Origin of the sequence: Micromonospora sp. NPDC048935, assembly GCF_043197875.1 — a bacterium.
Lineage (GTDB): Bacteria > Actinomycetota > Actinomycetes > Mycobacteriales > Micromonosporaceae > Micromonospora.
Genome location: NZ_JBICTZ010000011.1, coordinates 18,966 through 36,167, shown reverse-complemented (window position 1 = coordinate 36,167; position 17,202 = coordinate 18,966). Strand labels below are relative to the sequence as shown.

Genomic DNA, 17,202 nt, shown 5'->3' with positions numbered 1-17,202 from the left:
GTGGTCGGGGGTGCCGCTCGCCGTCGTCGCCCGCCCCGTTGGCGGTCGGTGCGCCGCAGCGGGCAGCGGTCACCCGACGCGCGGGCCATCGCCGTCACCCCAGCCGAGACCGCCGGGACCCGGGGCGTGGTGGAAGCCCGGATGATCGGCCACGTCGACGCAGCGCTCGCCGTCCGGGCCGACCGCCCCGCAGAACAGCCGCACGGCCCGCTGCCAGGCATCGGCCGGCGACAGGGCCGCCGCCCCGAGCGCCACCTCCGGGCGGAGCAGGGTCAACGCCTCCGCGTACGAGACGGCCAGCTCGCGGGCGTCGGTCGCGTCCGGCGCGGTGAAGCCCAGGTGCACGGTGAAGAACCGCGGTGGTCGGGTCGGCCGTCGGGGCGGCCCGATCAGTGGCCGCTCGTCGCGGCCCGCGCCCGGTGCCCCGGTCGCTCGCCCTTGCCGCCAGTGCGGCGATCTGTTGTCGCGCATCCGCCCTCCCGTGGTTGCCCCACCAGCAGCAAACCAAGTTCCGCCGCTCCTGGGAGGGGCCAGCCGGCGCGGGGATTCAGCGGCGGCGTCGGGGGTAGACGCAGCCGGCCGGGGTGACCGGCCGCACCTGCCTGTGAGGAGACGTGATGGCGACCATGCCGGTCGACCGCAGCCCGGACAGCACCCTCGCGCTGCTCCGCACCGGCTACCGGTTCATCGGTGCGCGGTGCGAGCGGTACGGCAGCGACGTCTTCCAGACCCGGATCCTGCTCGCGCCGACGATCTGCCTGCGCGGCCGGCCGGCGGCGGTGTTGTTCTACGACAACGAACGCTTCCAACGGGCGACCGCGATGCCGCTGCGGGTGCAGCGGACCCTCACCGGTCGGCGTGGCGTGCAGGGGCTGGACGGGCCGGAGCACGCCGACCGCAAGGCCATGTTCATGTCGATCATGACGCCGACCGCGATCCGGCAGCTCGGTCAGCTCTTCGACGACGAGTGGCAGGCGCGGATCCCCGCCTGGGAGGCCGGCGGGCCGCTGCCGCTCTACGACGAGCTGGGCCGCATGCTGACCCGGGTGGTCTGCGCCTGGGCCGGGGTGCCGCTGCCCACGGCGCACGTCGAGCGGCGTGCCGTCGAGCTGCACGCCATGATCGAGGCGCCGGCGGTGGTCGGCCTCCGACACTGGCGGGGACGGCTCGCCCGTGGCCGCACCGAGCGCTGGCTCGCCGACCTGATCGAACGGACCCGGGTCGGTCTCTCCCCGGCGCCGCCCGGCAGCGCCCTGGCGGTGATCGCCGAGCACCGGGACCGGCAGGACCGGCTCCTGCCCCGCCGGGTCGCGGCGGTGGAGTTGCTCAACGTGCTGCGGCCGGTGGTGGCCGTGGACCAGTACATCGCGTTCGCGGCGCTCGCCCTGCACGACCATCCGGGCTGGCGGGAACGGGTCCGCGACGACGACGAGGCCACCGAGAACTTCGTCCAGGAAGTACGCCGTTACTACCCGTTCTTCCCGATGGCGGCGGCCCGGGTCCGGCGTTCCTTCGAGTGGCAGGGCCACCGCTTTCCCCGGGGGCGGCGGGTGCTGCTCGACCTGTACGGCACCAACCACCACCCGGCCCTCTGGCCGGAGCCGGAGTTGTTCCGCCCGGAGCGGTTCGCCGGCCGACACGTGGACCCGTTCGAGTTGATCCCGCAGGGCGGTGGTGAGCACTGGGCGGGGCACCGCTGCGCGGGCGAGTGGATCACCATCGACCTGATGAAACGGGCGGTCGCCAACCTGACCGGCACCATGCGCTACGACGTACCCGTCCAGGACCTGGCCCTGGACCTGCACCGGATGCCGGCGTTGCCGCCGCTCGGTCTGACCCTCACCAACGTCCGGCGCACCGGCTGACCTCCGCCCGCATCCCCGGCCGTCGGTTTGACCGGCGCGGACGTGGGCAGGCGCTGCTCAGCCGCCGGTTCGCAGCGGTCCCGCGGAGGAGGCACAGCGGATGTCCCTGTTCGGCCCAGTTGGCGACGCCCGGCGCGCCGCACACCGGGCGGGCGTCGACCGCGCCGGCACGTCGCCGGTCCACCTGCCGATGACGTACGTGCTGCCGCTGCGCTGCCACACGGACAGCGGTCTGGCCGAGTTGACCGGCTACCTGCGGTGGCTGGCCGAACGGGTCGAGGTGATCGTGGTCGACGCCTCGGCACCGGACCTGTTCGCGCGGCACGCCGACGCCTGGCGAGGGCTGGTCCGGCACGTCCCGCCCGACCCCGGCGAGCGTGGGCTCAACGGCAAGGTGATCGGCGTACACACCGGTGTCCGCGCGGCGGGCCACGAGCACGTGGTGATCGCCGACGACGACGTCCGGTACGACGAGGCCGGGCTGACCGCCGTGCACCGACTGCTGGGCCGGGTCGATCTGGTGCGACCGCAGAACTACTTCGACCCGTTGCCCTGGCACGCCTGGTGGGACACCGGCCGGACGCTGCTCAACCGGGCGCTCGGGGATGACTACCCGGGCACCCTCGCGGTGCGGCGCGGCACCTTCCTCGGCATGGGCGGGTACGACCCGGACGTGCTCTTCGAGAACCTGGAGCTGATCCGTACCGTGCGCGGGTACGGCGGCGTCGAGGCCAGGCCGGCCTGGTTGTACGTCCGCCGCCTACCGCCGGACGCGGCGCACTTCCGTGGCCAACGGGTCCGCCAGGCGTACGACGACCTGGCCCAGCCGGCTCGCCTGCTGACCGCGCTCGCGGTCCTGCCGGGGCTGGCGGCGGCGGTCGCGTCGCGCCGGCCCAGGCTGCTGCTCGGCGTGGCGGCCGGGGTGGTCGCCCTGGCCGAGGCGGGTCGTCGTCGCGCCGGCGGCGACCGGGTGTTCCCGCCGACCACGGCACTGGCGGCCCCACTCTGGCTGCTGGAGCGCGGGGTGTGCGGCTGGCTGGCGCTGGCCCAGCGGGTCCTGCGTGGCGGCGTCCGCTACGGCGACTCTCACATCCGCCGAGCCGCCAACCCCGCCCCACACCACCCCCCAACCCACGCGATCTTGCACTTTCGGTCGCGACAAGACGCCCTTTACTGGGGCAAACACCCGACCGAAACTGCACGATCGGCGGGGCTGGAGGGTGGGGGTGGGGTCAGGGGCTGACCTGGTGCCGGGCCTGCTGGGCGTGGTCCTTGACGTCGGACGCGGCCGACCTGGTGTCGTCCTTGACCGCGTGCACGGCGTCCTGAGCGGTGGACCGCACCGACTGGGCGGCCTGCTGGGCGGGCTCGCGCAGCTCCTCCTTCAGCTCGTTGGCCACCTCGCTCAGCTTCTCCTTCACCGCGCCACCGTGCTCGCCGACCCGTTCCTTGAGCTGCGTCGCGGCCTGCTGCTCGCGGCGGGAGGCCGGGATCAGCGACGACGCCAACCAGCCGACCCCGAACGCGATCAGACCGGCGGCGAGCGGGTTGCCCTGGGACTTCTGCCGGATCACCCGCGGCGCGCTGTGCGCGGCGTCGCTGACGGAGGTCGCCGCCGAGTGCGCGGCGTCGCTGACGCTGGAGGCCGCCGACGAGGCGCGGTCGCCCACCGAGTGCGCGGCCTGGCCGGTGCCGTGGCCGAGGTCAGACGCGGTTCCCATGACCTTGTCCCTCACATTCTGCAGAGCGGAACGGGCCCGCTGCTTGCGGTCGTCGACGATGCGGCTGGGGCTGACCTTGTACGCCAGGGCGTCCACATCGGAGCTGAGGCTGTTGCGGGTGGCTTCGATCTCCCGGCGGATCTGATCGGGGTCGGTGCTCATCGGGTGACTCCCTCCGGGTGCGGCTTGAGCGCGTCGGGGATCCGCTGCACGCTGTCGTTCGTCTGCTTGAGCCCGCGTACGTGCTGGGCGTTCTTCTTGGCCATGGAGTAGAGGACGGCGGCGACCGCGGCCCAGATCACGGCCACGATCAGCGCGGCCAGACCGGAGTCCATGACGTTGTCCAGGAACTGCCACACGGCGATGGACACGAAGAGCGCCACCATGTAGCCACCGAAACCGGCACCGCCGAAGAGCCCGGCGGCCTTGCCGGCCTTCCTGCCCTCCTGGCGGACCTCGGCCTTGGCCAGCTCGACCTCCTGGCGCATCAGCGTCGACAGGTCACTTGTCACCTGGCGCATCAGCTCACCGATGGAGCTGCCCTTCACCTCCGCCGCCGTGTGCGGAGCACCCGCGTCGGGGTGGTAACCGGAGCCCGGGCCGGGCCCCTGCGTCGGCATGCTCATGCCGTCGCCTCCCTTCGGACGAGTCGGTGGCTCACGGGCGGGTGCTGCCGCTGGACGGCACGCCCGGCAGCGGGTCGGTCTGCTGGACCGGCGGCAGCGGCTGCCCGGTGCCGGAGTGCTCCGGGTAGCCACCCCCGTTGGGGTCGGCGTAGCCGCCGGGCGTCGGGGCGGCGTAGCCGCCGGACGTCGGCTCGGCGTAACCGCCGGACGTCGGCTCGGTGTGCGTACCGGGTGTCGGGTCGAGGTAGCCGCCCGGCGGAACGGCGTCCGGCACCGCGCGGGGCGCCGGCGGCTGCGTCGGGATCACGGCGGTCCGCTCCGGGTCGTACGCCCCGGCACCCCGGTAGGTCGAGGTGCCCTCGCCGGAGTCGTCGCCGGCAGCGGAGATGCCACGGGTGAGACGGCCGGCCAACACACCGAGAACGGCCGCGCCGACCAGGAAGGTGCCCGGGTTGCGCCGCGCGTAGTCGCGTACCTCGGTGATCAGGTCGCCCGGTTCGCGCTGCTCGAGCCAACCGGCGACGCCGTGCACCCGGTCGGCGGCCTGGCGGGCCAGCTCGGTCACCGGACCGGCCTGGCCACCCTGCTCGGCCATCGAACGCATCTCGTCGGCCAGCGACCGCAGCCCACCGGCCGCGCGGCGCTGCTGCTCACCGGTCTGGCTGGCGAGCTGGGCGCGGGCCTCGCCGTACAGGTTGCGCGCCTGCCGGGCCGCCTCACGGCCGACCTCGGTGCCCTGCTCCTTGGCGGTCTGGGCGACCGCGCCGCCGGCCTGCGCGGCCTCGGCGCCGACCTGGCGGGCCTGGTCACGGACGCCGCCGCCGTTTGTCGACTGCTGCCCGTACGTGGAAGACGTGGGTGAAAGATCGTAAGACATGATTTCCCTTCCGCTCAGAAAGTCGTCGCGGTTGTGCTGGGGGATGCGGTGATTGGTGCTACAGCCGCTCACCAATCCCCTACCCTGCGTTTCGGCTTCCATACCTCTTCGCGCGTTTCTCTGCGGGGGTGGCCGGATCGACTTCAAAATGGAGGATCGTCGGGCTGCGTCATGTCGCCGCTGCGGACAGTGCGGTTCGCGAGGCTGGCAGATCCACGAAGGGGGCAGCGATGGCACGAGGCGTGCGAGGTGGCCGACCGGCGGGCCCCCGACCCCGGGTGCGGGTTGCCGCGCTGGTTGTGGCGGGGGTCTTCCTGCTGATCGGCATCCTCGGCTTCGTTCCGGGCGTCACCACCGACTACGGGGAGCTGAGATTCGCCGGGCACCACTCGGACGCGCGGCTGCTCGGGCTGTTCCAGGTGTCGATCCTGCACAACGCGGTGCACCTGCTGTTCGGGTTGGCCGGTCTGGTGCTGGCCCGCAGCGTCGCCGGGGCCCGCGTGTTCCTGGCCGCCGGCGGCGCGACCTACCTCGCGCTCTGGCTGTACGGCCTGGGCATCGAGGCCGTCGACGCCGAGAGCGGAGCGAACATCCTGCCGGTCAACGACGCCGACAACTGGCTGCACCTCGCACTCGGCTTCGGGATGCTCGCGCTCGGGCTGCTGCTGTCCAGCCAGGCGGGCACCGGCGGGCGCCTGGACAACCCAGCCGACCGACACTGACCTGGAGCTACGGGGGTTTTGCCGGCGCACCCGCCGGGGTAACTCGATCAGCGAAGGAGGTGCGATATGCCTCGTTGGCTACGCGACAACGCCCTGACCGTCGCCATGCTGGGCGCGTTCTTGATCTTTTTGGTGCTACAGAGCGTCTTCGGCTGGCAGACCCATAACGAGGAGTTGACCGAGTTCGGTGCCGCGCCGCTGAGCTGGCCGGCGTACCTGACCAGTGGGCACTTCATCGAGTCGGTCTTCGAGAACTGGGAGTCGGAGTTCCTCCAGATGGGCGGGTACGTGCTGCTCACCGCCCACCTGGTGCAGCGCGGCTCCGCCGAGTCGAAGCCGGTGGACCAGACCGACCGGCCGGAGGACGACGAGCGTCGGGCGACCCCGCAGTCACCCTGGCCGGTACGCGTCGGCGGCCTGCCACTGGTGATCTACCGCAACAGCCTCTCCCTCGCGCTGCTGCTGATCTTCGCCGGTTCGTTCGTCGGTCACCTGCTCGGCGGCACCGCGGCATACAACCAGGAGCAGGCTCTACAGAGCGGGGCACCCCCGATCGGCGTGTGGGAGTTCCTCGGCACCAGCGACTTCTGGTTCCAGTCCATGCAGAACTGGCAGAGCGAGTTCCTTGCCGTCGGAGCGCTGATCCTGCTGAGCATCATCCTGCGCCAGCACGCCTCACCCGAGTCGAAGCCGGTGACCGTCGCGCACGCCACCACCGGCGCCTGAGGGTCAGGCCGCGACCGGCAGTCGCTTGGCGAAGCAGATGCTGTACGGGTTGCCCACGTACTCGCCGTAGACCGGGACCTGGTGGTAGCCACACGACGTGTACAGGGCGATCGCCGCCGGCAGGTAGGTGCCCGTCTCCAGGCAGACCACCGAGTGCCCCTGCCGGAACGCGCACTCCTCCAGCGCGGCCAGCAGTTGCCGGGCGATGCCCCGCCCCCGGTACGCGGGCCGGACGTACATCCGCTTGATCTCGCCGGTCTCGGCATCGATCGTCTGGAGCCCGCCACAGGCGACCGCACGACCGTTCACCACCACCGCCAGGTAGCGGACGTCGTCGTGAGGGACGAAGACCTGCCCGTCCAACCCGCCATCGGCCGCCAGCAGCTCCCGCTGCTGGGCGATGATCAGGGCGGCGATCTCCGGATCGGTGGCGGGCCGAGACTCGATCAACATCACCCCACGCTAGGACGGGTGGATTTCGCGGAGGTTTACGGAAATCAACCCGATCACGGAGCGCAACGGGCTACTCGGCGTCGTCCTCGTCGTCGTCGTCGAGGTCGTCGGTCGCGTCCGCGCCCACCTCGTCCGCCGACCGCACCCGGCGGGCCTTGCGGGCAGCGAGCCGGTCCGCGGCGGACAGCCGGTTCGACTTCTCCTCCAGGCGGACGTCGGTGCCCCGGTTGCCGGGAACGAAATCGACGCCGGCGTAGAGCGTCGGTTGCCAGTCGAACTCGCGCTCACCGATCCGGACCAGGTCACCGGGCTCCGCGCCGGCCTTGGCCAGCTTGTCCTCCACGCCGAGCCGGGCCAGCCGGTCGGCGAGGTAGCCGACCGCCTCGTCGTTGTCGAAGTTGGTCTGCTTGACCCAGCGCTCCGGTCGGACACCGCGAACGGTGAACGACCCGTCCGCCTCGGCCGTGATGGTGAAGCCGTCGTCGTCCACCGCGATCGGACGGATCACGATCCGGGTCGGCTCGGCCGGCGGCGCGGCCTTGCGCTCCGCCTCGACCAGCTCGGCCATCGCGTAGGTGAGCTCCTTGAGCCCCTCGCGGGTGGCCGCGGAGACCTCGAACACCCGGTACCCGCGCTCTTCCAGGTCGGGGCGCACGATCTCGGCGAGGTCCCGCCCGTCCGGCACGTCGACCTTGTTCACGGCCACCAGCCGGGGGCGGTCGGCCAGCCCGCCGTACTGGCTCAGCTCGGCCTCGATGGCGTCGATGTCGGCCACCGGGTCACGGCCGGGCTCCAGGGTCGCCGAGTCGATGACGTGCACCAGGACCGCGCAGCGCTCGATGTGCCGCAGGAACTCCAGGCCCAGCCCCTTGCCGTTGGCCGCGCCGGGGATCAGACCCGGCACGTCGGCGACGGTGAAGGTGTGGTTGTCCATCCGGACCACGCCGAGGTTGGGCACGAGGGTGGTGAAGGGGTAGTCGGCGATCTTCGGCTTCGCGGCGGAGATCACCGAGATCAGTGACGACTTGCCGGCCGACGGGAAGCCCACCAGGCCCACGTCGGCGACGCTCTTCAGCTCCAGCACGATGTCCAGCTGGTCACCGGGCTCACCCAGCTCGGCGAAGCCCGGCGCCTTGCGCTTGGCGTTGGCCAGCGACGCGTTGCCCCGCCCGCCGCGCCCGCCCCGGGCCACCTCGAAGGTGGTGCCGGCGCCGACCATGTCGGCCAGCACGGTGCCGTCGGTGGTCTGCACGACGGTGCCGTTAGGCACCTTCAACATCAGGGTGCGGCCGTTGGCCCCGTCCCGGTTCGACCCGGCGCCGCCCTTGCCGTTGTCGGCCTTGACGTGCGGGTGGAAGTGGAAGTCGAGCAGAGTGGTGACCTGCGGGTCGACCACCAGGGACACGCTGCCGCCGTGCCCGCCGTTACCGCCGTCCGGCCCGCCGAAGGGCTTGAACTTCTCGCGGTGGATCGAGACACAGCCGTGCCCACCATCGCCGGCCTGCAGATACAGAACGACCCGGTCAACGAACGTTGCCACGGCGTCAATCCTTCCAGCGAGGTCCGACCCCGCACTGCGCGAAAAAGGCTAAGCGGGCCGGGACCCGGAGGTCCGCGGCCCGCTTGAGCGAAGAGAACTACTGCTGCGGAACGATGCTGACGGTCTTGCGACCGCGCTTGGTGCCGAAGAGGACCGCACCGGCGGACAGCGCGAACAGCGTGTCGTCGCCGCCACGGCCGACCAGGTCACCGGGGTGGAACTTGGTGCCACGCTGCCGGATGAGGATCTCACCGGCGCTGACGACCTGACCACCGAAGCGCTTCACGCCGAGTCGCTGGGCCGCGGAGTCACGACCGTTACGCGAGCTGGACGCACCCTTTTTGTGAGCCATTGGACGACGACCTACTTCCCGCTGGAGATGCCGGTCACCTTGACCTGGGTCAACGGCTGGCGGTGACCCTGGCGCTTGTGGTAGCCGGTCTTGTTCTTGAACTTGTGGATCCGGATCTTCGGGCCCTTGGTGTGCGCGGCGATTTCGCCGGACACCGCGACCTCGGCAAGCTTCGCCGCGTCGGTCACCAGGTCGTCACCGTCGACGAGGAGCACCGCGGTGAGCTTCACCGCGTCACCGGGGGCACCGGTGAGCTTCTCGACCTCGATCACGTCGCCCTCGGCGACCTTGTACTGCTTGCCGCCGGTCTTGACGATCGCGTACATCGGAGGCGGACTCCCTGTCGTTGAGGCTGCTGGCGGTCGTCCCCGCGGCGGCTCGCCGGGTAGCAGTGCACGGCGGCGCGGGCACACGGGAACTCGGCACACCAAAGGTGGGCCGCAGGCAAGAGTACGCCATCGCCGGCCCGGACCCCAAACCGGCCCGCCGTAGGGCCTGTTTCAGCAGAACTGGCCGGCCTGCGGCGGGCCCGGCGGCGTTGCGGTTTCGTCCGAATACAACACCGGTATCCGGACGAAGCCGCGCCTTGCCGGATCGCCGCCCGGACTCCGCCTCGGCTCGACCGCCCTGATGAAACAGGCCCTGGTCAGCGCGCGCAGAGCTGATCAAGGCGCTGCTGGAGCCTGTCGAGTTCGGTCTCGTCGATCGACTCGACGTCGGCACCGAGCGCGGCGACCTCGGTGCCGAGGTCGGTGAGCAGTGTCTTGAGCTGCGGATCGGTGGTTCGCTCCGACTGCTTGCGCAGCTCCGTCCGCCAGCCGGCCAGGGCCGCCTCGGCCCGTCCGCGAGCGGCCTCGGCCGTGCCGCTGTCGCCGGCCCCTATCGCCGCGACCATCTGGCCCAGCTCCGCCACGTACGTGCGGACGGCAGTGGTGCTGGCCTGCTGGGCGGCGGCGCAGACCTCCGTGGCGCCCCCCGCCACGCCACCACTGGCCGGCCGGGCGGACGCTCCGGCGGAAGGGTCACCGGCGCTTCCGGTGGCCACGCCGCTCGGCCCGGCGCCCACGGGCCGGTCGGTGTCACACCCCGCGGCACCGAAGAGCACGGTGACCAGTGCGGTGACGGCAAACAGACGACGCATCTTCTTCTCCTGACCCGGGACGGCCGACTCTGGGCCGGGATGGCAGCGACGGCGAGGTCCCTCCCCCGTCACTTTGCCGGGGAAGGGACCTCGTCAAACACGTGGCCGGTCAGGCGGTCAGGGGCGGGTCCGCCGGCGGGCGCCACCCCGACGGGAACGGCGGCGGCCGCCGCCACCCTCGGCGGTGTCCTCGTCGCCGTCGGCGTCGGCGAGCGCGTCCGGGTCGTCCGCCGCGGCCAGCCGGGCCGACTCCCCCTGCTGACTGTCGGAGATCGCCGGTGCGGCGGCGGTGTCCGACTCGTAGCGCGACAGGTCGTAGCCCATCGTGTCCTGGTAGTCGGCGTCCGGTTCGGCGCTGGTCTCGATGTCGGTGTCGGTGTCGACGACCTCGACCGCGGCCCGCTCGACCGGGGCGTTCTTGCGCGCCCGGCGCCGGGACGAGGCGGTGCCCTGCTCGGCGGCCGGGGCGGCGGCCACCGACGAGGCGACGGCCTTGACCTTCTCCCCGGCACCGGCGGGGCGTGCCTTCTCCGGCACCGGCTCGGTGTGCATGATCACGCCGCGACCCTTGCAGCACTCGCAGGTCTCGCTGAACGCCTCCAGCAGACCCGCGCCGATCCGCTTACGGGTCATCTGCACCAGACCGAGCGAGGTGATCTCGGTGACCTGGTGCTTGGTGCGGTCCCGGCCCAGGCACTCGGTGAGTCGGCGCAGCACCAGCTCACGGTTCGACTCCAGCACCATGTCGATGAAGTCGATCACCACGATGCCGCCGATGTCCCGCAACCGGAGCTGACGGACGATCTCCTCCGCCGCCTCCAGGTTGTTGCGGGTGACGGTCTCCTCCAGGTTGCCCCCGGAGCCGGTGTACTTGCCGGTGTTGACGTCCACCACCGTCATCGCCTCGGTGCGGTCGATCACCAGCGAGCCGCCGGAGGGCAGGAAGACCTTGCGGTCCAGGCCCTTGATGATCTGCTCGTCGATCCGGTACTCGGCGAAGACGTCGCTCGTGCCGACGTGCCGACGCACCCGGTCGACCAGATCCGGGGAGACGTGCGACAGGTACGACTCGACGATGTCGTACGACTGCTCGCCCTCGATCACCAGCTCGCGGAAGTCCTCGTTGAACAGGTCCCGGACCACCCGGATGACCAGGTCCGGCTCCCCGTAGAGCAGCGCCGGGGCGCCACCCTCGGCGGCCTTGGCCTGGATGTCCTCCCACTGCGCCTGGAGCCGCTTGACGTCACGGGCCAGCTCGTCCTCGGTGGCACCCTCGGCGGCCGTCCGGACGATCACGCCCGCGCCGTCCGGAACCAGCTTCTTGAGCACGTCCCGCAGCCGCTTGCGCTCGTTGTCCGGCAGCTTGCGGCTGATCCCGGAGGCGTTGCCGTTGGGCACGTAGACCAGGTGCCGGCCGGAGAGCGCGATGTGGCTGGTCAGCCGAGCGCCCTTGTGCCCGATCGGGTCCTTGGTGACCTGGACCAGCACCGAGTCGCCGGAGCGCAGCGCCTGCTCGATCGAGCGGGCCCGCCCCTCCAGACCGGAGGTGTCCCAGTTGACCTCGCCGGCGTACAGCACCGCGTTGCGGCCCCGGCCGACGTCGACGAACGCCGCCTCCATGCTGGGCAGCACGTTCTGCACCTTGCCCAGGTACACGTTGCCGGCCATCGTGCCGGAGGAGTTGCGGGTGACGTAGTGCTCGACAAGCACCCCGTCCTCCAGGACGGCGATCTGGGTGCGGTCACCGCGCTGGCGGACCGCCATCACCCGGTCGACCGCCTCCCGGCGGGCCAGGAACTCCGACTCGCTGAGGATCGGCGGCCGCGTACGCCGCTGCTCCCGACCGTCGCGGCGGCGCTGACGCTTGGCCTCCAGCCGGGTCGAACCGGACACGCCCTGCACCTCGTCGACCGTCCGGCGCGGCTCGCGGATCTTGACCACGGTCGGTACGCCGTCGTCGGCGGCACCCTCCGTGTCGCCCGCACCCCGGCGACGACGACGACGGCGGCGGCGGGTCAGGCCGTCCCCGCCCTCGGTCTCCTCGTCCTCGTCACCCTCGGCCTCGGCCTCGGCGGTCTCCTCCTCGTCGGCCTGCGCGGCCTCCTCGGAATCCTCGTCCTCGGCGTCGTCGGCCCCGCCCTTGCCCCGACCCCGACCCCGGCGACCACGCCGGCGGCGACGGCGCGCGGCGGCGCTGTCCTCGTCGTCCTCATCCGCCTCGGTGGCCTCGTCGGCCTCCTCGGTCGGCTCCTCCTCGGCCTCGATCGCCTCGACCGGCTCCACCGGCTCGGCGTCGCGGCGACCACGCCGACGGCGGCGGGACGGCTCCACGGCCTCCTCCACCGCCGGCTCCTCGGCGACGGGAGCGGGCTCGACCGGCCGGGTCACCGGCACGGCGTCCGGCTGGGGTGCCATGAACAGCACGGTGGGCGCGGAGAGGGCGGCCCGACGACGACGCGTACGCGGCTGCTCCGGCTCGACCGCGGCCGGCTCGTTCGGCTCATCTGTCACACCGGAGACGGCGACACCTGGTGCCACCTCGCCGGAGCTGGCCCAGGGCGACCCGGGGGCGGTCGTGCTCGGGGTGTCGTTCAGCTCGGCCTCGGCCTCGCGCAGATCGGACTCCGCCGGCTCCTCGACGACCGGCTCCGCGACGACCGGCTCCGCGACGACCGGCTCCTCCGCGGCGGCCGGCTCCTCGACGACCGGCTCCGCGACCGCTGGCGGTTCCTCGACGGCGGCCGGGGTGGCCTTCTTGCGCCGGGTACGGGTCACCTTCACCGGTGGAACCACGTCGGCCGGGGCCGACTCCGCGGAGGCGGCCACGAGCGGCTCCTCGGCGGTCGTCTCGACCGGGGTGGCCTTGCGGCGGCGTCGGGGGGTTTTGGGGGCGACGTCCTGGTCGCCGGAGATCGGGGCGAAGACCTCCGCCTGCGGCGACTCGGCACTGCCGGCCTCGCCGGTGGACGCCTCAGCCGGCGCGTCGGTCTGCTCCGGCTGGCTCAGCGGGGCGGCACGCCGGCGGGTCGACCGGGTGCGTCGTACCGGCGCGGCCGGCTCGGCGCTCTCCGCGCCACCCGGGTCCACCGACGCCGAACCGACGGCAGTGGCGCCGTCGGCCGTGGTGCTCTGGTCGGCGGTTTCCCCGGCCGGCTGTGAACCGGTCCGTTCGCCGCCCTCGGGCTCGTTCTCGAGCATGGACGTTCTCCAGTTCTGGCTGCCCCGGGCGCGGGTGAGCGCTGCCACGCAGGGTCGCCGCAAAAGTGTTTCCGCCGGGCGCGCGTGGTGCGCGACCGCCGAAGTCTGCCTGCCAGAGCACGGACCGTCGGTCAGTGCCCAACGATGGCTGCCCCGTCGCGGTCCGCATCCAACGGATCCACGATCGCACCCTGCGCGGTCAACGTGCCCTGAGCCAGCCGGGTCACCCTCGGCGAAACCGGCGGCTCCAGGTCGGCCACCACGCGGAGGCCGGAAAGGACGTCATCGGGCCGTACGGACGGGGTGACCTGCCGCACGACCAGTTCGAGTATCGCACACGGTACGGCCGGCGCCCCGGAAGGCGTCGGCGTTGGCGCGAGGACATCGACCGATATCACCGCGGCGCGGGCGTCGAAGGTGCGCCGACCCTGCTTGGTCATCCGCTCGACCAGCACCTCGTCCGCCGCGAGGAAGGCGTCCACCGCGCCGCGGAGCACGGCGGTCTCCACCTCGGGCAACTCGATGTGCCAGTGTGACGCCTCGATCCGGTCCGGCAGGTTGCCCCCCTCGGCGATCACGGCGTCCAACACGTCCAGCCCCGGCGAGAGCGCGGCGTCCAACGCGGCCCGCAGTTGCTCCGGGTCGACCGCCGCCTGGAGAGCGATCTCCAGATACTCCGCCTCGCTCGCCACCCCGGTGGGCGCGGCACTGGCGTAGGAGATCTTGGGGTGCGGGTGGAAACCCTGGGAGAACGCGACAGGCACGGCGGCCCGGCGCAGCGCGCGCTCGAACGCCCGGGCGAAGTCCCGGTGCGAGGTGAACCGCAGCGGTCCGCGCTTGGCGTACCGGATGCGGACGCGCTGGACGACCGGTGCCTGGCCGCCCTCGGGTTGAGGCTTTCTGGCGATCGTGGGCTCCTCGGGTGGACCTGCGTGTCCAACCATCCTGGCGCAGGACCCGTGCCGGTCCGCACCCGGGGCGGTCGTCCCGGCCCGGCGAACCGGTTCAAACCGGTCGACACCGCGACGATCACCTGCTGGAACGCCGATGGCCGGCCGGGCGACCCGAAGGTCATCCGGCCGGCCATCATGATCAGGACCGGTCGCCGCTCCCCGGTGGGGGCGGCGGTGGCGCCCCTCCCGGCGGGCCGTAACCGGGCGGCGCGTGGCCGGACGGTGGCGGGTATCCACCGCTGGGCGGGGCATACCCCGCAGGTGGTGGATAACCGGACGGCGGCGCGTAACCAGCGCCGGGTGGGGGGTAACCGGACGGCGGGGGGTAACCGGCACCCGGTGGCCCGTATCCGCCGGGAGGCTCCTGGTCGAGCAGGTGGTCCGGGACGTTGGCCGCCAGGGCCGCCTCACGGCGGTACCGACGTCGGTTCCAGATCAGGAACACCGTCAGCCCCACCAGCAGAAGCACCACCACGGCAACACCGATGACGACCACCATGACCTGCTGGTCCGTGGGGCCACCGCGGTCGCCGTGCTGGGTGACGTCAAACTCCTCGGCCGCGTCGGCGGTCCGGGTCGGCGCGGGGGCGGCGGTCGCGGCGAGCAGTGGGTTCGCGGTGACCGGCGGCACGTTCGCGCTCAGTGCGGCCACCGGGTCGATCAGGCCGAAGCCGTACTGCGGGTCGCGGCCGGCGGGGCCGGCGTCCCGGGCGGTGCGGATGATCCGGTTGATCACGTTGGCGGCGTCGAGGTTCGGGTACTTCGATCGGACCAACGCGGCCAGACCGGAGACGATCGCCGTGGAGTCGGAGGTGCCGTCACCCCAGCCGTAGCCCTTGTCCCGGCCGGCGTTGTAGATGTCATCGCCAGGTGCGGCGACCACCGCCTCCGGGCCCTGGACCGAGCCGGACCAGAACCTGCCGCCCCGGGTCGTCCCGGTCACGGCGATCACGCCGGGGACGTTGGCGGGAGTGTCGACCTTGACGCTGCCCTTGGCGGTGTTGCCGGCGGCTACCACCACGACGACGTCGCGCTCCAGGGCGTACCTGAGGGCGCTCTCCTCCTCCGGGGTGACTGCCGACGGCTTGCCCAGCGATATGTTGATCACCTTGGCGCCACCGTCGACGGCCATCCGGATGCCGAGGCTCACTGCCGCCTCGTCGTAACCCACATCGCCGGACACGTCCAGCTTGATCGGCATGATCTTGGCACCGGGGGCGACGCCCTCGACGCCGTCGGAGGTGGCGTTCGTCGACGCGATGATGCCGGCCATGTGCGTGCCGTGCCCCTGCGCGTCGGTCCGGCCGTCCCCGCTGCCGCCGTCGCTGCGGCCACCGGGGAGCACCTGGCCCTTCAGCTCCGGATGGTTGGCGTCCACACCGCTGTCGAGCACGGCCACGACCACGCCCCGCCCGGTGGACAGCTCGTGCGCCTGCTCGATCCGCAGCTCGTCCACATACCACTGCTCGGCCCGCCGGGGCGCGGCGACCGCCGGTTGGGCGGCCCCGACCACCAGGAGCCCCGCCAGCAGGCAGGCCGCGGCCGGCCGGAGCGCTGCGACGTTCACCCTCATCCGTCCGTCCTCATCGCAGGATGCCCGGGGACGACCCGTCACCGGGGCCCCACGGATCGTCGTCCTCAGTCAACCACGACGAGTGCTCGGAGCCCGTACCACCGCCATGCCCGGCGCCGCCCGCACCGCCCATCATGCCGCCGCCCATCATGCCGGCACCGCCGATCCCAGCACCGCCACGCGCGCCGCCCGCCATGCCGGGGCCGCCCGCACCGGTGGCGGCACGCAGCGCGTTCGCCGCGCTCGTCATCGGCGGCACCTTGCCGTTGCCACCACCCACCATGCCGGGGATGCTGCCCACACCGATCCCGCCGGCCGCGCCCAGGCCACCACCGCCGGCCCCGATCCCGCCGGCGCCAACGCCACCGCCGAAACCACCGCCGGCCCCACCGAGGCCGGTGCCGCCGAGGCCACCACCCAAGCCGCCGATGCTGCTGGGCGCCGCACCGGCCAGGCCGGTGCTGTAGCCGTCGTCGACACCCGGATAACCCGATCCGGTGGACCCGGGGGTGAACGAGCCGGTGTCACCGCCGGTGGATCCGGCACCGGACGGGGAGAACGGACCGCCGACCGACGTCGGCCCACCGCTGAAGTCGGCGCCGCCGCCCGGCGGCCGGCTGCCGATGCCCGGGACGCCGCCGATGCCGCCGCCACCACCGCCACCGCCACCGCCGCCGATGTCAGGTCGGCCCTTCGGCGGTACGCGATCGTCCGGACGATAGTCGTCCGAGACGGGCGAGGGCTCGTTGACCACCAGCTTGGGACGCTCGGTGTAGACGGCCTGGGGCAGCGGGGACATCGCGGTGTTGGCCGCCTGCTGGTTGTCCCGGTACCAGTTGTCCAGGTGATCCTTGGTGTCCCACCACCCGCCCCGCTTCTGGTCACCCGCCTGACCGTCGACCTTCATGGTCGCCTCCAGGTCGTCGGCCTTGTCGCGGAACGCGCCGTCGGCGTACGACCCGGGGTTGCTCTGGTAGTCCTTGCGCAGCGCGGCGAGGAAACCCGACGCGCTCTCGCCGTCGCGGGCGTCGTCGAGCTCGGTGCCGTTGGGCAGGCTCCACTCGTTGATGCCGAAGTCGTCCCCCAGTGGGACCGGGATCGAGGCGACCGCCCTGCGGATGTCCGTCTCGATCCGCGCCAACGCGCCGCTGACGTTCGTCGCATCGGTGATCAGATCCTCGATCTGCTTGCCGATCTCGCCCAGATGCTCGCGGTAGGCGTCACCGCCGCTGCCCTTCCAACCGGCGAGCATCCCGGGCAGACCACCGACGTGCGGGCGCTCCTGACCCGTGGCGATGGGGCCGACGAACGATCGGCCGACGAGCGCGTCCCGCAGCTGCGTCAGGCCGGAGGAGAGGTTTCCCCACCCCTGCCCGACCGATCCGACCGTCTCCGGGTCCGCGGAGAGCGTCACCTCGCGGACGCACCGCTCCCAGGTTCCTCCAGCCATGACGT

At 72.4% G+C, this 17,202-nt stretch carries 17 protein-coding genes; 4 read left to right on the top strand and 13 right to left on the bottom strand.

Annotated features, from left to right (window positions below):
* Window positions 1–69: 69 nt before the first annotated feature.
* Window positions 70–471 carry a hypothetical protein gene (locus ACGFIW_RS26370; RefSeq protein WP_393320950.1) on the bottom strand — a complete coding sequence of 134 codons (402 nt, stop codon included), beginning with the start codon at window positions 469–471 and terminating at the stop codon, window positions 70–72.
* A 146-nt stretch (window positions 472–617) separates the two neighbouring features.
* Here ACGFIW_RS26370 and ACGFIW_RS26365 point away from each other — a divergent pair, with 146 nt between their 5' ends.
* Both ACGFIW_RS26365 and ACGFIW_RS26360 read left to right on the top strand, forming a co-directional pair.
* The gene (locus tag ACGFIW_RS26365) at window positions 618–1,865 is read left to right on the top strand and encodes a cytochrome P450 (RefSeq protein ID WP_393320947.1); all 1,248 of its coding nucleotides are present in this window, start codon (window positions 618–620) and stop codon (window positions 1,863–1,865) included.
* Window positions 1,866–1,965: 100 nt separating this feature from the next.
* Window positions 1,966–3,108 carry a glycosyltransferase gene (locus ACGFIW_RS26360; protein WP_393320944.1) on the top strand — a complete coding sequence of 381 codons (1,143 nt, stop codon included), beginning with the start codon at window positions 1,966–1,968 and terminating at the stop codon, window positions 3,106–3,108.
* Here the strand turns inward: ACGFIW_RS26360 and ACGFIW_RS26355 are convergent.
* Genes ACGFIW_RS26355 through ACGFIW_RS26345 form a run of 3 tightly spaced genes read right to left on the bottom strand, consistent with a single transcriptional unit; the run spans window position 3,098 to window position 5,089 of the window.
* Window positions 3,098–3,748: a DUF3618 domain-containing protein gene (locus ACGFIW_RS26355; protein WP_393320941.1), complete on the bottom strand. Its 651-nt coding sequence runs from the start codon at window positions 3,746–3,748 to the stop codon at window positions 3,098–3,100. The two genes, ACGFIW_RS26360 and ACGFIW_RS26355, sit on opposite strands and share 11 nt — an antisense overlap.
* Window positions 3,745–4,212: a phage holin family protein gene (locus tag ACGFIW_RS26350; RefSeq protein WP_393320938.1), complete on the bottom strand. Its 468-nt coding sequence runs from the start codon at window positions 4,210–4,212 to the stop codon at window positions 3,745–3,747. The genes ACGFIW_RS26355 and ACGFIW_RS26350 overlap by 4 nt, the downstream gene beginning before the upstream one ends.
* A 31-nt stretch (window positions 4,213–4,243) precedes the next feature.
* The gene (locus tag ACGFIW_RS26345) at window positions 4,244–5,089 is read right to left on the bottom strand and encodes a hypothetical protein (RefSeq protein WP_393320935.1); all 846 of its coding nucleotides are present in this window, start codon (window positions 5,087–5,089) and stop codon (window positions 4,244–4,246) included.
* 230 nt (window positions 5,090–5,319) lie between these two features.
* Here ACGFIW_RS26345 and ACGFIW_RS26340 point away from each other — a divergent pair, with 230 nt between their 5' ends.
* Together ACGFIW_RS26340 and ACGFIW_RS26335 are read left to right on the top strand one after the other, a co-directional pair.
* The gene (locus ACGFIW_RS26340; RefSeq protein WP_393320932.1) at window positions 5,320–5,811 is read left to right on the top strand and encodes a DUF4383 domain-containing protein; all 492 of its coding nucleotides are present in this window, start codon (window positions 5,320–5,322) and stop codon (window positions 5,809–5,811) included.
* A gap of 66 nt (window positions 5,812–5,877) precedes the next feature.
* Complete coding sequence (locus ACGFIW_RS26335) at window positions 5,878–6,537, top strand: DUF6766 family protein (protein WP_393320929.1); 660 nt, start codon at window positions 5,878–5,880, stop codon at window positions 6,535–6,537.
* A 3-nt stretch (window positions 6,538–6,540) separates the two neighbouring features.
* On the opposite strand, the gene ACGFIW_RS26330 is transcribed toward ACGFIW_RS26335, so the two are convergent.
* From ACGFIW_RS26330 to ACGFIW_RS26290, 9 genes are all read right to left on the bottom strand, one after another.
* On the bottom strand, window positions 6,541–6,990 hold the full coding sequence (locus ACGFIW_RS26330; protein ID WP_393320925.1) for a GNAT family N-acetyltransferase: 450 nt from the start codon (window positions 6,988–6,990) through the stop codon (window positions 6,541–6,543).
* A 70-nt stretch (window positions 6,991–7,060) separates the two neighbouring features.
* A complete protein-coding gene (gene obgE / locus ACGFIW_RS26325; protein ID WP_393320922.1) occupies window positions 7,061–8,530 on the bottom strand; it encodes a GTPase ObgE in 1,470 nt (489 codons plus the stop codon).
* Window positions 8,531–8,627: 97 nt separating this feature from the next.
* Window positions 8,628–8,882 carry a 50S ribosomal protein L27 gene (gene rpmA, locus ACGFIW_RS26320; protein ID WP_074313740.1) on the bottom strand — a complete coding sequence of 85 codons (255 nt, stop codon included), beginning with the start codon at window positions 8,880–8,882 and terminating at the stop codon, window positions 8,628–8,630.
* An 11-nt stretch (window positions 8,883–8,893) separates the two neighbouring features.
* Window positions 8,894–9,208, bottom strand: coding sequence for a 50S ribosomal protein L21 (rplU, locus tag ACGFIW_RS26315; protein ID WP_007464063.1), 315 nt, complete (start codon window positions 9,206–9,208; stop codon window positions 8,894–8,896).
* A 320-nt stretch (window positions 9,209–9,528) separates the two neighbouring features.
* A complete protein-coding gene (locus tag ACGFIW_RS26310; RefSeq protein ID WP_393320919.1) occupies window positions 9,529–10,023 on the bottom strand; it encodes a hypothetical protein in 495 nt (164 codons plus the stop codon).
* Window positions 10,024–10,140: 117 nt separating this feature from the next.
* Window positions 10,141–13,221 (bottom strand): Rne/Rng family ribonuclease, encoded by a 3,081-nt coding sequence (locus tag ACGFIW_RS26305; RefSeq protein ID WP_393320916.1) that lies wholly within the window; start codon window positions 13,219–13,221, stop codon window positions 10,141–10,143.
* Window positions 13,222–13,352: 131 nt separating this feature from the next.
* Window positions 13,353–14,165, bottom strand: coding sequence for a TIGR03936 family radical SAM-associated protein (locus ACGFIW_RS26300; protein ID WP_393320913.1), 813 nt, complete (start codon window positions 14,163–14,165; stop codon window positions 13,353–13,355).
* A gap of 148 nt (window positions 14,166–14,313) precedes the next feature.
* The gene (gene mycP / locus ACGFIW_RS26295; protein WP_393320911.1) at window positions 14,314–15,747 is read right to left on the bottom strand and encodes a type VII secretion-associated serine protease mycosin; all 1,434 of its coding nucleotides are present in this window, start codon (window positions 15,745–15,747) and stop codon (window positions 14,314–14,316) included.
* 10 nt (window positions 15,748–15,757) lie between these two features.
* On the bottom strand, window positions 15,758–17,197 hold the full coding sequence (locus ACGFIW_RS26290) for a WXG100 family type VII secretion target (protein ID WP_393320908.1): 1,440 nt from the start codon (window positions 17,195–17,197) through the stop codon (window positions 15,758–15,760).
* Between the last annotated feature and the right edge of the window lie 5 nt (window positions 17,198–17,202).

Coding starts and splice junctions, on each gene's coding strand:
- mycP (WP_393320911.1), bottom strand. CDS start 15,747: ATGAGGGTGAACGTCGCAGCGCTCCGGCCGGCCGCGGCCTGCCTGCTG.
- ACGFIW_RS26310 (WP_393320919.1), bottom strand. CDS start 10,023: ATGCGTCGTCTGTTTGCCGTCACCGCACTGGTCACCGTGCTCTTCGGT.
- ACGFIW_RS26300 (WP_393320913.1), bottom strand. CDS start 14,165: ATGGTTGGACACGCAGGTCCACCCGAGGAGCCCACGATCGCCAGAAAG.
- ACGFIW_RS26360 (WP_393320944.1), top strand. CDS start 1,966: ATGTCCCTGTTCGGCCCAGTTGGCGACGCCCGGCGCGCCGCACACCGG.
- ACGFIW_RS26340 (WP_393320932.1), top strand. CDS start 5,320: ATGGCACGAGGCGTGCGAGGTGGCCGACCGGCGGGCCCCCGACCCCGG.
- ACGFIW_RS26350 (WP_393320938.1), bottom strand. CDS start 4,212: ATGAGCATGCCGACGCAGGGGCCCGGCCCGGGCTCCGGTTACCACCCC.
- ACGFIW_RS26290 (WP_393320908.1), bottom strand. CDS start 17,197: ATGGCTGGAGGAACCTGGGAGCGGTGCGTCCGCGAGGTGACGCTCTCC.
- ACGFIW_RS26330 (WP_393320925.1), bottom strand. CDS start 6,990: ATGTTGATCGAGTCTCGGCCCGCCACCGATCCGGAGATCGCCGCCCTG.
- ACGFIW_RS26370 (WP_393320950.1), bottom strand. CDS start 471: ATGCGCGACAACAGATCGCCGCACTGGCGGCAAGGGCGAGCGACCGGG.
- ACGFIW_RS26355 (WP_393320941.1), bottom strand. CDS start 3,748: ATGAGCACCGACCCCGATCAGATCCGCCGGGAGATCGAAGCCACCCGC.
- rpmA (WP_074313740.1), bottom strand. CDS start 8,882: ATGGCTCACAAAAAGGGTGCGTCCAGCTCGCGTAACGGTCGTGACTCC.
- ACGFIW_RS26335 (WP_393320929.1), top strand. CDS start 5,878: ATGCCTCGTTGGCTACGCGACAACGCCCTGACCGTCGCCATGCTGGGC.
- rplU (WP_007464063.1), bottom strand. CDS start 9,208: ATGTACGCGATCGTCAAGACCGGCGGCAAGCAGTACAAGGTCGCCGAG.
- ACGFIW_RS26365 (WP_393320947.1), top strand. CDS start 618: ATGGCGACCATGCCGGTCGACCGCAGCCCGGACAGCACCCTCGCGCTG.
- ACGFIW_RS26305 (WP_393320916.1), bottom strand. CDS start 13,221: ATGCTCGAGAACGAGCCCGAGGGCGGCGAACGGACCGGTTCACAGCCG.
- ACGFIW_RS26345 (WP_393320935.1), bottom strand. CDS start 5,089: ATGTCTTACGATCTTTCACCCACGTCTTCCACGTACGGGCAGCAGTCG.